At 46.9% G+C, this 14,248-nt stretch carries 14 protein-coding genes and 1 pseudogene; 10 read left to right on the forward strand and 5 right to left on the reverse strand.

Annotated elements, in window-relative coordinates; translation table 11 throughout:
- Positions 1-167: 167 nt before the first annotated feature.
- Both JQN59_RS13815 and waaZ read left to right on the forward strand, forming a co-directional pair.
- Entirely contained in the window at positions 168-2,255 is a 2,088-nt protein-coding gene (locus JQN59_RS13815) for a TonB-dependent receptor (protein WP_149608230.1), read from the forward strand.
- 359 nt (positions 2,256-2,614) lie between these two features.
- Positions 2,615-3,391, forward strand: coding sequence for a 3-deoxy-D-manno-oct-2-ulosonate III transferase WaaZ (gene waaZ / locus JQN59_RS13820; protein ID WP_048214389.1), 777 nt, complete (start codon positions 2,615-2,617; stop codon positions 3,389-3,391).
- A 31-nt stretch (positions 3,392-3,422) separates the two neighbouring features.
- On the opposite strand, the gene JQN59_RS13825 is transcribed toward waaZ, so the two are convergent.
- Together JQN59_RS13825 and JQN59_RS13830 are read right to left on the reverse strand one after the other, a co-directional pair.
- Positions 3,423-3,620 (reverse strand): hypothetical protein, encoded by a 198-nt coding sequence (locus JQN59_RS13825; protein WP_048214390.1) that lies wholly within the window; start codon positions 3,618-3,620, stop codon positions 3,423-3,425.
- Between the two features lie 169 nt (positions 3,621-3,789).
- Entirely contained in the window at positions 3,790-5,313 is a 1,524-nt protein-coding gene (locus JQN59_RS13830; RefSeq protein WP_149608229.1) for an EAL domain-containing protein, read from the reverse strand.
- 241 nt (positions 5,314-5,554) lie between these two features.
- Here JQN59_RS13830 and JQN59_RS13835 point away from each other — a divergent pair, with 241 nt between their 5' ends.
- Positions 5,555-5,827, forward strand: a complete 273-nt coding sequence (locus tag JQN59_RS13835; protein ID WP_063941461.1) for a hypothetical protein — start codon at positions 5,555-5,557, stop codon at positions 5,825-5,827.
- Between the two features lie 88 nt (positions 5,828-5,915).
- A pseudogene (locus JQN59_RS13840) lies at positions 5,916-6,035 on the forward strand (cytochrome b); the annotation flags it as partial.
- A 60-nt stretch (positions 6,036-6,095) separates the two neighbouring features.
- Here the strand turns inward: JQN59_RS13840 and JQN59_RS13845 are convergent.
- The 3 genes from JQN59_RS13845 to icd form a co-directional block, all read right to left on the reverse strand.
- The gene (locus JQN59_RS13845; protein ID WP_048214393.1) at positions 6,096-6,350 is read right to left on the reverse strand and encodes a hypothetical protein; all 255 of its coding nucleotides are present in this window, start codon (positions 6,348-6,350) and stop codon (positions 6,096-6,098) included.
- A gap of 10 nt (positions 6,351-6,360) precedes the next feature.
- A complete protein-coding gene (locus JQN59_RS13850) occupies positions 6,361-6,846 on the reverse strand; it encodes an outer membrane beta-barrel protein (RefSeq protein WP_032934565.1) in 486 nt (161 codons plus the stop codon).
- 521 nt (positions 6,847-7,367) lie between these two features.
- Entirely contained in the window at positions 7,368-8,618 is a 1,251-nt protein-coding gene (gene icd / locus JQN59_RS13855; RefSeq protein WP_088902426.1) for an NADP-dependent isocitrate dehydrogenase, read from the reverse strand.
- 202 nt (positions 8,619-8,820) lie between these two features.
- Between icd and rluE the strand changes: the two genes are divergently transcribed.
- The 6 genes from rluE to purB are packed head-to-tail and all read left to right on the forward strand — an operon-like array spanning position 8,821 to position 14,099.
- Positions 8,821-9,444: a 23S rRNA pseudouridine(2457) synthase RluE gene (rluE, locus tag JQN59_RS13860; protein ID WP_003832405.1), complete on the forward strand. Its 624-nt coding sequence runs from the start codon at positions 8,821-8,823 to the stop codon at positions 9,442-9,444.
- Positions 9,445-9,488: 44 nt separating this feature from the next.
- Positions 9,489-10,418: a hypothetical protein gene (locus tag JQN59_RS13865; protein ID WP_149608228.1), complete on the forward strand. Its 930-nt coding sequence runs from the start codon at positions 9,489-9,491 to the stop codon at positions 10,416-10,418.
- 9 nt (positions 10,419-10,427) lie between these two features.
- Positions 10,428-10,889 carry an NUDIX hydrolase gene (locus JQN59_RS13870; protein WP_008784446.1) on the forward strand — a complete coding sequence of 154 codons (462 nt, stop codon included), beginning with the start codon at positions 10,428-10,430 and terminating at the stop codon, positions 10,887-10,889.
- Positions 10,890-10,942: 53 nt separating this feature from the next.
- Positions 10,943-12,049, forward strand: coding sequence for a tRNA 2-thiouridine(34) synthase MnmA (mnmA, locus tag JQN59_RS13875; RefSeq protein ID WP_003832402.1), 1,107 nt, complete (start codon positions 10,943-10,945; stop codon positions 12,047-12,049).
- 34 nt (positions 12,050-12,083) lie between these two features.
- Entirely contained in the window at positions 12,084-12,725 is a 642-nt protein-coding gene (gene hflD / locus JQN59_RS13880; protein WP_003832401.1) for a high frequency lysogenization protein HflD, read from the forward strand.
- Between the two features lie 3 nt (positions 12,726-12,728).
- Positions 12,729-14,099: an adenylosuccinate lyase gene (gene purB / locus JQN59_RS13885; RefSeq protein WP_003832400.1), complete on the forward strand. Its 1,371-nt coding sequence runs from the start codon at positions 12,729-12,731 to the stop codon at positions 14,097-14,099.
- Positions 14,100-14,248 lie beyond the last annotated feature (149 nt).

Genomic DNA, 14,248 nt, shown 5'->3' on the forward strand with positions numbered 1-14,248 from the left:
CCCTTCCTGCTAATTCCTTATCTAAAACTCATGACAATTTATGTATATTTATTCAAGAAAAACACCAGAAGTGACAAGTTATGTAAATTTGTAATGATAATTATTTGTATTATCATTTCCATCAATTATCTTACTGCCTTTGAATTTTTAACAAAGGAAGTTTGACTATGCGTTTAAAACCTGTTGCCTCTGTCGTTCTGTCCTGTTTAGGATTTTCCAGCCCCCTGGTATTTGCTGAAGATGTCATGGTGGTAACCGCTTCTGGTTATGAAAAGAAAATCACCAATGCCGCCGCCAGCGTCTCTGTTATTTCGCAGCAAGAGTTACAAACCAATAAATATAATGACTTAGGTGAAGCCCTGCGTTCTGTTGAAGGGGTAGATGTTGAAAGCAGCACCGGTAAAACCGGCGGTCTGGAGATCAGCATCCGTGGCATGCCTGCCAGCTATACCTTGATCCTGATTGACGGTATTCGTCAAAACGGCAGCAGCGACGTAACGCCAAACGGTTTCTCTGCCATGAATACCAGCTTTATGCCCCCTCTGGCGGCGATCGATCATATTGAGGTGATCCGCGGCCCGATGTCGACGCTTTATGGGTCCGACGCAATCGGTGGCGTGGTGAATATCATCACCAAAAAAAGCACCGATAAATGGAGCACTTCCATCAATACCGGCGTTAACCTGCAAGAGAGTAATAAATGGGGTAACAGTACCGTTGCCAACTTCTGGTCAAGTGGCCCGTTAATCGCGGGCGTACTGGATATGCAGGTTCGGGGGAGCACAACCCAGCGTCAGGGTTCCAGCGTCACCTCCCTCAGCGATACCTCCTCCACCCGCGTACCTTATCCTACCGAATCGGAAAACTACAATATCGGTACGCGCTTCGACTGGAAAACCAATGAGAACAATACGCTGTGGTTAGATCTCGATTCCGCCAGACAGCGCTATGACAACGATGACGGGCAGTTGGGCAACCTGACAGGGGGGTATGATAAAACGCTACGCTATGAGCGTAACAAAGTGACCCTCGGCCACGATACAGCCTTAACTTTCGGCACCTGGAAATCCTCCCTCGGCTGGAATGAAACTGAAAACAAAGGCCGGCAATTGGTATCTTCCGCACTCACGCCAGAGAACGCAGGTCGGGCCGGTGACGCGCGTGAACTGAAGAACACCAACGTCATTCTTGACTCAGTGCTGCTGACGCCATTAGGTGATTCACACCTCTTAACCCTTGGCGGAGAATACTGGGATGCACGGATGAAAGATGGTGTGGTGCTGGCCAATACCGGCGAGACGTTCCATCAAAAAACGTGGGCAGCCTATGCGGAAGATGAATGGCATATTCTAGACTCTCTGGCCTTAACCGTAGGAACACGCTATGAGCATAACGATGTCTTTGGCGGTCATCTCAGCCCGCGTGCCTATATGGTCTGGGACGCATCCGACGAATGGACCCTCAAAGGCGGTGTAACGACAGGTTATAAAGCACCATCACTAAGCCAGTTGCATAACGGGATCAGCGGTGTAACCGCACAGGGAACGGTGAATACGGTCGGTAACCCGGACCTCAAACCTGAGGAAAGTATCAGCTACGAAACCGGGCTGTATTACGAGAACGACGCCGGGCTTAACGCCAACATTACCGGCTTCTATACCGAATACAAAAATAAAATTGTCTCATATTCTATCGATGATAATACCAACAGCTATACCAACAGCGGCAAGGCAAGGACCGATGGCGTTGAATTTGCCAGCACCTTCCCTCTATGGTCGGATGTGCTGACCTTATCTCTCAACTACACCTACACTCAGAGCAAGCAAAAAGATGGTGAAAATAAAGGCGCGCCATTAAGTTACACTCCAAAACATATGGCTAACGCCCGTCTGAACTGGCAGGCAACGGAAGATATGAACGCCTGGCTCAGCGCACGTTATCGCGGCAAAGCCCCACGCTTTACCGAAAATTACGACAACCTTAGCGCGGTACAAAAGGCCGTCTATGACGATAAAGGCGCTGATTTAAAAGCCTGGACCGTTGTCGATATGGGGATGTCTTATAAGCTGACCAAAGATCTGACGCTTAATACGGCGGTTAATAACGTGCTGGATAAAGACTTTAGTGAGGTCAAATTGTACCAGGTGGGGCGTAATAGTACCTACGCAGGTGATTATTATCAAACGGCGCAATCCACTACCGGATACGTAAACCCTGGTCGTAACTACTGGGTATCTTTAAATTATCAGTTCTAATTTTATAAGATCCTGTTGGTCGAACTATCACGTGCATCCCATCCAGCCGGTATCATTCAGAAAAATATCCTGAATGATTTCATAGAGTCGCCTTACAAAGGCGACTCACATCTTCTTCTAACCGCATCCCTAATTCATTTATCCCAACATAAACCTAATCGCCTTGTCCATAGCACGGTACATTCATAAACGCCGTGAATTATATTCATTCAGAATAATTACCATGAGTCATAATTACCTTTCGTATTTTTATGAATTCATTCATCAAATTTATATAATAAAAGTCAACATTATTACTGATTTGAAAGCCCATAAAGAAAGTGGTAACATTTGCAAAAATAATATTCATGGTAAAAGCAATGATTATCACACACAATATATTAAATAAGATAATGGAAAATAGAATTTCCGATGATTGCATTATTTACCTGTCCGGACCATCATCATTGGACACTCCATTAAGTAGAATGCGCGATAAAAATTTTATTTGCGTAAACGGAAGTGCCGGTCATTTAATCGACAACAACATCCCTATTTTTATCTATGTTGTTTGTGATGGCTCATTTTATGAAAACAATAAAGACTTATTTCATAAGTATTCCTCCTATGCTCAGCATACCTTTATTAGTGAAGATGTTATTAAAAGAGCTGATTCAACAGAGGCAGAGTACTTGCTCAACACATGTTTTCTGTTAAAGGACATTTGCAAATCCAGAGGTGGTATCGGTAGAAAGATTCGCTATAAAATAAAAACAATGACTAACAGGAATCTTCGAATTAAATGTTCTGCATTCAGAAAAGTGAAAACAATTGCATTTTCAACTAATGTAACACATGGCCATTTTGGTAGTGCTACGGTCGCATTTAGCGCGTTACAAATAGCCATTAGTCTAAAGTTTGAAAGAATAATTTTTTCCGGTTTAGATTTGAAAGGTAGCTGTAAACGGTTTTACAATGAAGTTAACGCCCAACCCACGACTCTCCCCGCTGATCTTAGCTTTATATTAAGGTCATTTTCTTATGTAAGTAGCCACTATGACGGTAAGATCTACAATCTTTCCCCACAAACTGCTATTCCCTACGATGTTATTCCGTTCATCAAGACAGAAGAAGTAGCTTGTTCCAGCTCCTACTAGCAATACAGCAATGATAAGAATATTTAAACAATCAATACAAAAACACTCCTTCCTGCACCATTAGGTACAATGCCAAAACAATAACCCCGACGATACCGCCTAAAAATAGTACTGCGGCAATCGCAAGCTGGTTGCGATTTGTGTACTTCGCTTTGCTTCGCACATCCAACTTATTTTTCGCCGCTCTGTGACTTGAATCACGCTCCATCGCGAATGTTATATCTGCCATACCATTATCCAGTTGCTGTATTTGAAAACATAAATAACCACCATATCGATAAGGGTATAGATTTTAAATAACAGAATCTGAGATTTGTCTCACGATAAAGATAATCGTCGGATTTTTACTACCGAAACAGATTTTATGCTCCCTTTTCATCAATAAGGTTATCTTGTATTTATTCAACAAAAACCTTCACTTTAGGCTTTGACAGCAGAATCATGACGAACTCAGTGAAGGTTACTGGTTTATAGAAATAGTACCCTTGTAGGAAAACAATGTTGTTTTTGTTGAGATAATCAAGCTGGGCCTTCGTTTCAACCCCTTCTGCAACGATGCTTAAAGATAGTTTACGAGCCAGATCGAGGACACAATCCAAAATTCGGGTTGAATCGGGAAGCTCATTTACCCTCCCCACAAAGCTCTGATCGATTTTAATGTAATCAATGTGCAGGTCATGCAAATAAGAAAGCCCAGAATAGCCCGTACCAAAATCATCCAGCGCAATCACAAAGCCATTCTCATGCAGGATATTGAGCCTCTGCACAAGATCTTCATCCACATCTAACGGCTCGCGCTCAGTAACTTCGATTACCAGATTGAGGTCATCTCGGTTAAAACTATCCCTGTAATGCAGGCATTCCTGCACGAATGTAGGGGATGTGATATGGGATGCGCTGAAGTTAATGCCGACATGGAAGCCGGATGGCAGTTTGCTGGCAATGGCGTTCATGTTTTCCGCGACCTGCCTCATCAGGCTTTGAGTTAGTGGCACTATCAGGCCTGATTTTTCAGCGACGGGAATGAAGGAAGCAGGAGAGATATATCCGGCCTTAGGATGTTTCCATCGGGCCAGCACTTCAACACCGCGTAACGTCCCCTCGCGACCATTTACGATAGGTTGATAAAAAGGCACGATCTCTCCTTTTACTATCGCCCTGCGCAACGTTTCTTCAGGGGTATCGTTCTTGTTCAGATACTTATCAATGGCATAAGCGGCTGCAAAAGACATTAACAGGATAAAACCCAGAATCCCTGAACCCTGTGTAACCAGCCTTTTTGCACTAAACAGTGGCGGTTTATTATAAATAATACTGAACGGATACTTTGCGGAATTAAGTTGACCAGACGCACGTGCGCTTGTTGTAACGGTTTTCACATCGCCCAATAATCCAAGTACGTTGTCACCCACCAGCAATGAGTATGCTACTCCCTTTAACGGAACTTTCAGAGCCCCTCGAATATGCACCCCACTAATAGTGACAATAATACGACTGGTTTGAAAACGAGTTTGATACAGCAGAACAGGTATCTCGTTTTCCGTATTTCTTGCGGGAGTCAGCAACAGATTTGTATCAGCAATTACGGGGATTTGCTTAAGTAAAATCCTATTCCCCGGCAATGACGTACACCAAACCTTCCCCTGCCGGATAATGATCAGCGTTCGCAAATGAGGGCGAAGTGCAGCTTCGGTTCCAAGTTGGTATTGTCCCTCCAGATCGCATTTTTTTTCAGCAATATGCCTGGCGGTGCGGGTTGCCTGGAAAGCTTCATCAAGTATGTTATCCATATTTTTCGCGGCATATCTGGCTCCTCCAAGGGTTTCTGTCGAAGATGAATACCAAAGCTGCATATTAAGAATAAAAACACCGATCAAAAAAAGACACACCGCAGCGGTTACCGGTAAAAGTGCTTTGCGCATTCTCATGTCCTGTAGCGAAAACTGATCAGTCGTTGCGATGAGCATTGACGTGTTCTAATTTATCTCTACAGAGCATGGTAGACAGAAACAAAAGTCGCCATGCGCCCAGTCACATTTCCTCAATAACAACGTAACTTACTAATTTATTGATAAAATCATTACTGAAATTCGCAGTACAAAACCGGCGTTTCACCTCATCCAATTTTGCTATCATAGGAATGCACTAATAAGAGGTAATCAAATGAAAATCTTTATCACTGACAATGACGGGAACCTGATTCCTGTTGACGGAAAAAGCGTTGTCATCGAATTGAATAGTGGCGGAACCATCGAGATCGCCGAGGAGTACAGCCGGGACGATGTTCCTGAAGGCATTAATCTGTGGGGCGGACGAGAACCCTCCCCTTCACTCTCTTTCGAGGAAATCAAAGCCAGAACAGAAGGCCTGGGCGTTTATCCCATCGCAGCCAACGCTCTGCATGTATTTCCGTACAAACTTTCAGCAAAAGAATAATTGCACACAGCAGACGAAGCGTTTTTCTCAAACCAAAGTAAGGCCATGGTTATCATAAAAAACTCTGGCTTTGGGGGGAAGTCAGCTCGCCGATATCTGCTACTTTCTAATTGCAGCCCATGCCGGCGCTGCATTATTTCATCACTATATACAGAAGGATAATACGCTTTTGAGAGTGATGCCTGAGCATAACCATTTGAATAATTAATAAATGATTAAAATATCAAGAACATAAGCACTCAAGACCGTATGTGCGTGTTCTTAAATATTAATCGTCATCATAATGCTTATGTTTCTTGTGATCACTCATAGCCTCTTTGAAAGCATCCGCTTGTGTATTAGCGGCCTGCAGTCGACTCATATTAGCACTGTAATTATTCCAATATTCTTTTTCTTCGTGATAACAAACATCACGGCTAATTCCCTTCGCTTCGCACTTTGCTAAGCGTTGTTCTTCTGATACACAACCAGACATCAAGGAAACAGCAGAAAACGCACCCAATATTATCATTAATTTATTCATATAAATAACCTTAGAATGTCCAGCCGGCGCCGACTACAATACTATTAGCTTGTGCGCCAAAGACCTTAGAACCTTCATAGCCTGCATCAACAGTGAAACCTGCAATGGGGATAAACTGAATACCAGCGCCATAGGCAAAACCTGTAGAAGTGTCAGTTTCACCATTAGCTTTGATCGCACCTCTCCCAATACCCGCCATTACATAAGGTTTTACCACATCATTTACTTTATAACTTGCGCCGACTAATGCAGAACCATAACCACGATCTATATCATTATCGTCATTTGCTGAAATGGTTAAGGATGTCATAACACCAAAATCACTCTCATCTGGGGTATAACCATATTTAGCGTTAAAACCATTAAGGTTCTGTCCATCTGTCCGGGTATGTACATAACCGCCGGTGACTACGCTTTCTCCTGCATAAACCGTCATAGCAAAACATAATGTAACAGCCACTAAACCTGTTTTTAAACTTAGCATTTTAATAACCATTTTCATCATCAACTAATAGTAAGTAACACACATAATAAGGAATCATGCTTTGAGTTTTATTTCTCAAGCATGTTGCCAAGAGAAAAACAGAAAGGTAAAAAAACATCAATCGGAGAAAATGTTCATTTTTGGACATTACTAATGTTCAGAATAATCAACTGTCATAACACGCTGATAAAAATGGATTTAAAATTAGAGTAAAAAATCTTAAAACGCTTCTTCTTTATAAAAATTTCCGATATTTTTCTTATTTTTAAAATGATTATTTCCCATCTGATAATCAATAAGATACAAACACCACTCAATTATAGTTAGTTCTCATACCCGAATAGAGTTAAATAAAGAAATATTGACAGCCATGGGAATTTTTATCAAAAAATAAAATTGTAATGGCAAAGATAAAAATTTGTTCTCCAGTGCTATTTAAATGAGTTTAATAGTATGAGCGCCAGGAAAGCGTTTTGCAGGTAAAAAAAACGGGAACCTCTCGGCTCCCGTTCTCATACAACCCAAGGTCTGGATTACATGTTTTCGATGATCGCGTCACCAAACTCTGAACATTTCAGCAGCTTAGCGCCTTCCATCAGACGTTCGAAGTCATAGGTTACGGTCTTGGCGTTGATCGCGCCTTCCATACCTTTAACAATCAGGTCAGCCGCTTCTACCCAACCCATGTGGCGCAGCATCATTTCAGCAGACAGAATGATGGAACCTGGGTTCACTTTATCCTGACCTGCATACTTCGGTGCAGTACCGTGGGTTGCTTCGAACAGAGCGCATTCGTCACCGATGTTTGCACCCGGCGCGATACCAATACCACCAACCTGTGCGGCCAACGCATCGGAGATGTAGTCACCGTTCAGGTTCATACAGGCAATCACGTCATACTCAGCCGGGCGCAGCAGGATCTGTTGCAGGAACGCATCGGCGATAACGTCCTTAACCACGATCTCTTTACCGGTTTTCGGGTTCTTGATTTTCACCCATGGACCGCCGTCGATCAGTTCACCACCGAATTCTTCACGCGCTAACTGGTAACCCCAGTCTTTGAACGCGCCTTCGGTGAACTTCATGATGTTGCCTTTGTGTACCAGGGTAACTGAATCACGATCGTTGGCGATGGCGTATTCAATCGCTGCACGCACCAGACGTTTAGTCCCTTCTTCAGAACACGGTTTGATACCAATGCCGCAATGTTCCGGGAAGCGGATTTTCTTCACGCCCATCTCTTCGCGCAGGAATTTAATCACTTTCTCAGCATCGGCAGAGTCAGCTTTCCACTCAATACCCGCGTAGATGTCTTCGGAGTTTTCGCGGAAGATGACCATGTCGGTCAGTTCAGGGTGTTTAACCGGGCTTGGTGTGCCCTGATAATAACGCACCGGACGCAGGCAGACATACAGGTCAAGTTCCTGACGCAGAGCTACGTTCAGAGAGCGAATACCGCCGCCAACAGGAGTGGTCAGAGGGCCTTTAATGGCAACACGATATTCACGAATCAGATCTAAGGTTTCAGCAGGCAGCCAGACGTCCTGGCCATAAACCTGAGTGGATTTCTCGCCGGTGTAGATTTCCATCCAGGAGATTTTACGCTCGCCTTTATAGGCTTTCTCGACAGCAGCATCGACAACTTTGATCATCGGTGGGGTTACATCAACGCCGATACCGTCGCCTTCAATGAACGGGATAATCGGATTTTCAGGAACGTTGAGTTTGCCGTTTTGCAGGGTGATCTTCTTACCTTCCGCCGGAACAACTACTTTGCTTTCCATTCACCTCTCCTTCGAGCGCTTCTGGTTCTGCTCGTCTGTCATCACGCTGCATGTGCGTTTGCGTCCTGCTACACGGATGCGTTAGAGCAACTTTTTGTTAATGATTTGTAATGAGCGTGTCAATACTACCCTATTGTTCGCCGCCATGAAAGACACTCGTTCTTAGGCTATAATGCGGCAATTGATATAATCTGAAAATACCATGCAAAAAACTTCTTTTAGAAATCACCGGGTTGAGCGATTCAGCTCACGACAAGTCACTAAGCAGCGTAAAGAAAACCAGCCAAAACGCGTGGTTTTGTTCAATAAACCCTACGATGTTTTGCCACAATTTACTGACGAGGCTGGCAGAAGCACGTTAAAAGATTTTATTCCCGTGCCGGGAATTTATGCGGCGGGCCGACTCGACCGGGACAGCGAAGGGCTTTTGGTGCTGACCAATGACGGCGCTCTGCAGGCGCGGTTAACGCAACCCGGTAAGCGTACCGGGAAAATTTATTACGTCCAGGTTGAAGGTGAGCCGACAGCAGAAGCGCTGGACGCCCTGCGTAACGGAGTAACGCTCAATGATGGCCCCACTCTACCCGCAGGCATTGAAGTAGTGGAGGAACCCGTATGGCTGTGGCCGAGAAATCCACCGATTCGGGAACGGAAAAACATTCCCACCAGCTGGTTGAAAGTTACCTTATATGAAGGTCGCAACCGTCAGGTACGTCGTATGACAGCGCATGTTGGATTTCCTACGCTGCGCCTCATCCGCTATGCCATGGGGGATTACACGCTGGAAAATCTTGCTAACGGCGAGTGGCGGGAACTGAAATCGTAACCGTACGGTTTAACGTGAGTGTTAACAGGGAAGAATGAAAAAAAATGGATAAGCAGCTTTTTGCAGCATTCATCCTGCTCGGCGTGTCACCGTTTTGTTCAGCAAAACTGGACTGTGAGACAATTGCCGGAACAGCAGCCGGAGAGGCAAACTACCTTTATGAGTCTGCCAAAGTAAAAACCGACTCACGCCTGCATTTCTATTCTGCACCAGCAACAGAGTGTCAACTCCCCGCGTTCATGGTCAATGGCGACACCGTCGAGGTACTCAGGAGTTCACAGCGCTACAAAAGCACGGGCATGCTTTCCAAAGATGAGCCTTATCGTTACGTACGTTATCGGGACGCTAAAGGAGCCTTCGCCACCGGCTGGGTCTCGGTAGATGGATTAACGCCGTTATCCAGTCCGCTTGCAGTAAGCGCGTCTTGCCAGACATGGGCAAATAAAGCGATGTCGCAGCGCGGGTTCTTACCCTCCTCCTCCGCAAACCACTATCAGGTAACAGGAGACACCCGCGCATGGTTCTATGCGATGCCAACCGAACAGTGTCGCAGCCCGTCCGTATTTTTAGTGCCCGGCGACCTCGTCTCTGTACAAGAACAATCCAACGATGATTTTATGGAAGCGGTCTATTACACCACCGATCGCCAAATTATACGCGGTTGGTTAAAAAAGTCGCAGTTACAGGCTATAAACAGCGGTGACCACTATCGCGACGACATCAACCCGCTGTCGACAGAAAAAGCAACGAGAGTCGCCACCCTTGGGCTACGTCACGACCACGAATGTATCTTTTATGAAAGCTGGAATGCTAAAAAGGCCATTGAGATTATCGTGCGCGAGGATCATCAAACCGCATTGTGCCGTGGAGGGGCCGACCCACAAACGTCACCTCCCGTGGCTTATATCAGTATCGACAAGGCCAGCGGTGAAATTAGCTGGCCAGATGTTACCGAAGGATTTGCTGAGGAATAAGGGGAAAACATGTTCAAACCGCACGTCACGGTCGCCTGCATTGTGCATGCAGAAGATAAATTCTTAGTCGTTGAAGAAACGATCAATGGTAAAGCCTTGTGGAATCAACCCGCAGGACACCTGGAAGCCGATGAAACGCTGGTGCAAGCCGCAGCACGCGAACTGTGGGAAGAAACGGGCATTAAAGCGCAGCCACAGCATTTCATTCGTATGCATCAATGGATTGCGCCAGACAGAACGCCCTTTTTGCGTTTTCTTTTCTCTATCGAGCTTGCCAATATGTGCGCTACAGAACCCCATGACAGCGATATAGATTGCTGTCGTTGGGTCAGCGCAGAAGAGATTTTCTCTGCGCCAAACCTGCGTTCGCCGTTGGTTGCAGAGAGTATTCGCTGTTATCAGAGCGGACAGCGCTACCCACTGGCCATGATCGGCGAATTTAACTGGCCGTTTACAGAGGGTGTCAAGTAAAGGGCTGCGTGCTAGAATATGCCGCCTTGAAGTTCAATGTCGTGAGTATTCCTATGTCTGAAAGCCCAAAAAAAGTGATCGTCGGCATGTCCGGCGGTGTCGATTCCTCCGTTTCTGCCTGGCTGTTACAACAACAGGGCTATCAGGTAGAAGGCCTGTTCATGAAGAATTGGGAAGAGGACGATGGCGAGGAATACTGCACAGCGGCCGCCGACCTTGCGGATGCGCAGGCTGTCTGTGACAAACTCGGCATTGAACTGCATACCGTCAACTTTGCCGCAGAATACTGGGACAACGTCTTTGAACTGTTCCTTGAAGAGTACAAAGCGGGCCGTACGCCAAACCCGGATATTCTGTGCAATAAAGAAATTAAGTTTAAAGCCTTCCTTGAGTTTGCCGCCGAAGATTTAGGTGCCGATTACATCGCCACCGGTCACTACGTGCGTCGCGCGGATGTCGACGGCAAAAGCCGCCTGCTGCGTGGGCTCGATGGCAATAAAGACCAGAGTTATTTCCTCTATACGCTCGGCCATGAGCAAATCGCACAAAGCCTGTTCCCGGTCGGTGAACTGGAAAAACCACAGGTGCGTAAAATTGCCGAAGATCTTGGTCTGATCACGGCCAAGAAAAAAGACTCCACCGGCATCTGCTTCATTGGCGAACGTAAGTTCCGCGAGTTTCTTGGTCGTTACCTGCCGGCTCAGCCAGGCAAAATCATCACCGTTGACGGCGAAGAGATTGGCCAGCACCAGGGGCTGATGTACCACACTTTAGGTCAGCGTAAAGGTCTGGGTATTGGCGGAACGAAAGAAGGGACAGAAGATCCATGGTATGTGGTGGATAAAGACGTTGAGAACAACATTCTGGTTGTCGCTCAGGGGCATGAACATCCACGTCTGATGTCCGTTGGCCTGGTGGCGCAACAGCTGCATTGGGTCGATCGCGAACCGTTCACCGGCACCATGCGCTGTACGGTGAAAACCCGCTATCGTCAGACCGACATTCCGTGCACCGTTAAGGCACTGGATGCAGAGCGTATTGAAGTCATTTTCGACGAGCCAGTCGCGGCGGTCACGCCGGGTCAGTCGGCTGTCTTTTACAATGGCGAAGTGTGCCTCGGCGGCGGCATTATCGAACAACGATTGCCTCTGCCGGTATAATTACTTACACATTTGATACAAGGAAGCAGTGAACGTGGCAAAGAATTATTATGACATCACCCTCGCCCTGGCAGGCATTTGTCAGTCGGCACGCCTGGTGCAGGAACTGGCGCACCAGGGGCATTGTGATGCCGATGCATTACACGTTTCACTGAACAGTGTCATCGACATGAATCCCAGCTCTACGCTGGGCGTGTTTGGCGGCAGCGAAGCCAACCTGCGTCTTGGCCTTGAAACGCTGCTTGGCGTGCTGAACGCCAGCAGTCGTCAGGGGCTGAACGCGGAACTCACCCGCTATACGCTAAGCCTGATGGTGCTGGAGCGTAAGCTGTCAGCGGCCAAGGGCGCTATGGACACGCTGGGAGACCGTATTAGCGGCTTGCAGCGCCAGCTGGACCATTTTGATTTGCAGTCAGAAACGTTGATGAGTGCGATGGCTGGCATTTATGTTGACGTCATCAGCCCACTCGGCCCGCGTATTCAGGTCACGGGTTCTCCGGCCATCCTTCAGAGCCCACAGGTACAGGCTAAAGTACGCGCTTCGCTGCTGGCTGGCATCCGTGCTGCCGTGCTCTGGCATCAGGTTGGTGGAGGCCGTCTGCAACTCATGTTTTCTCGTAATCGCCTGACGACTCAGGCAAAACAAATTCTTGCTCATTTAACCCCGGAGTTGTGATCTATGGAATTATCCTCACTGACCGCCGTTTCCCCTGTCGATGGACGCTACGGCGATAAAGTCAGCGCGCTGCGCGGGATTTTCAGCGAATACGGTTTGCTGAAATTCCGTGTACAGGTTGAAGTACGCTGGCTGCAAAAACTGGCCGCGCACGCAGCGATCAAGGAAGTTCCTGCTTTTGCTGCCGACGCAATCGGTTTCCTTGATGCGATCGTCGCTAACTTCAATGAAGAAGATGCTGCGCGCATCAAAACCATTGAGCGTACGACCAACCATGATGTGAAGGCAGTTGAGTATTTCCTGAAAGAGAAAGTGGCGGATATCCCGGAACTGCATGCCGTTTCCGAATTTATCCACTTTGCGTGTACTTCAGAAGACATCAACAACCTGTCTCACGCGCTGATGCTGAAAACCGCACGCGACGAAGTGGTCCTGCCATACTGGCGTAAGCTTATCGACGCGGTGAAAGATCTGTCTGTACAGTATCGCGATATTCCTCTGCTCTCCCGTACCCACGGTCAGCCAGCCACCCCGTCTACGCTAGGCAAAGAAATGGCTAACGTGGCTTACCGTATGGAGCGTCAGTATCGTCAGCTCAACCAGGTTGAAATTCTTGGTAAGATCAATGGTGCAGTCGGTAACTATAATGCCCACATCGCTGCTTACCCGGAAGTTGACTGGCATCAGTTCAGCGAAGAGTTTGTCACCTCGCTGGGCATCCAGTGGAACCCGTACACCACGCAGATTGAGCCGCACGACTACATTGCCGAGCTGTTTGACTGCATCGCCCGTTTCAACACTATCCTGATCGACTTTGACCGCGATGTCTGGGGTTACGTGGCGCTGAACCATTTCAAACAGAAAACCATTGCGGGTGAAATCGGCTCTTCCACCATGCCGCACAAAGTTAACCCCATTGATTTCGAAAACTCCGAGGGTAACCTGGGTCTGTCTAATGCGGTACTGCAGCATCTGGCAAGCAAACTGCCGGTCTCCCGTTGGCAGCGTGACCTGACTGACTCTACCGTTCTGCGTAACCTGGGCGTAGGCATTGGCTATGCGCTGATCGCGTATCAGTCCACACTGAAAGGCGTGAGCAAACTGGAAGTGAACCGCGATCATCTGCTGGATGAACTGGACCATAACTGGGAAGTTCTGGCAGAGCCGATTCAGACCGTGATGCGTCGCTACGGTATTGAGAAGCCGTACGAAAAGCTGAAAGAGCTGACCCGCGGTAAGCGCGTTGACGCCGAAGGTATGAAGCAGTTTATCGACGGTCTGGCGCTGCCGGAAGAAGAGAAAACTCGCCTGAAAGCAATGACGCCTGCCAATTATATTGGTCGTGCCATCACCATGGTTGATGAACTGAAGTAATCTGTTTGATGCCGGAGCGCGCTTGCACCTGTTCCGGTATTTCGTTCATATCGTAGTAAGCCGGAATGCATCAGCGTTTCCGGCTTTTTTATTGCCCACGAGATTATCCCTTTGCCCGGTTTATTAAATGTTTATCCCCACAGCCACAT

The sequence above is a fragment of the Citrobacter sp. B72 genome, from assembly GCF_016894305.1.
GTDB lineage: Bacteria > Pseudomonadota > Gammaproteobacteria > Enterobacterales > Enterobacteriaceae > Citrobacter > Citrobacter portucalensis.

Coding starts and splice junctions, on each gene's coding strand:
- JQN59_RS13815 (WP_149608230.1), top strand. CDS start 168: ATGCGTTTAAAACCTGTTGCCTCTGTCGTTCTGTCCTGTTTAGGATTT.
- waaZ (WP_048214389.1), top strand. CDS start 2,615: ATGATTATCACACACAATATATTAAATAAGATAATGGAAAATAGAATT.
- JQN59_RS13825 (WP_048214390.1), bottom strand. CDS start 3,620: ATGGCAGATATAACATTCGCGATGGAGCGTGATTCAAGTCACAGAGCG.
- JQN59_RS13830 (WP_149608229.1), bottom strand. CDS start 5,313: ATGCGCAAAGCACTTTTACCGGTAACCGCTGCGGTGTGTCTTTTTTTG.
- JQN59_RS13835 (WP_063941461.1), top strand. CDS start 5,555: ATGAAAATCTTTATCACTGACAATGACGGGAACCTGATTCCTGTTGAC.
- JQN59_RS13845 (WP_048214393.1), bottom strand. CDS start 6,350: ATGAATAAATTAATGATAATATTGGGTGCGTTTTCTGCTGTTTCCTTG.
- JQN59_RS13850 (WP_032934565.1), bottom strand. CDS start 6,846: ATGGTTATTAAAATGCTAAGTTTAAAAACAGGTTTAGTGGCTGTTACA.
- icd (WP_088902426.1), bottom strand. CDS start 8,618: ATGGAAAGCAAAGTAGTTGTTCCGGCGGAAGGTAAGAAGATCACCCTG.
- rluE (WP_003832405.1), top strand. CDS start 8,821: ATGCAAAAAACTTCTTTTAGAAATCACCGGGTTGAGCGATTCAGCTCA.
- JQN59_RS13865 (WP_149608228.1), top strand. CDS start 9,489: ATGGATAAGCAGCTTTTTGCAGCATTCATCCTGCTCGGCGTGTCACCG.
- JQN59_RS13870 (WP_008784446.1), top strand. CDS start 10,428: ATGTTCAAACCGCACGTCACGGTCGCCTGCATTGTGCATGCAGAAGAT.
- mnmA (WP_003832402.1), top strand. CDS start 10,943: ATGTCTGAAAGCCCAAAAAAAGTGATCGTCGGCATGTCCGGCGGTGTC.
- purB (WP_003832400.1), top strand. CDS start 12,729: ATGGAATTATCCTCACTGACCGCCGTTTCCCCTGTCGATGGACGCTAC.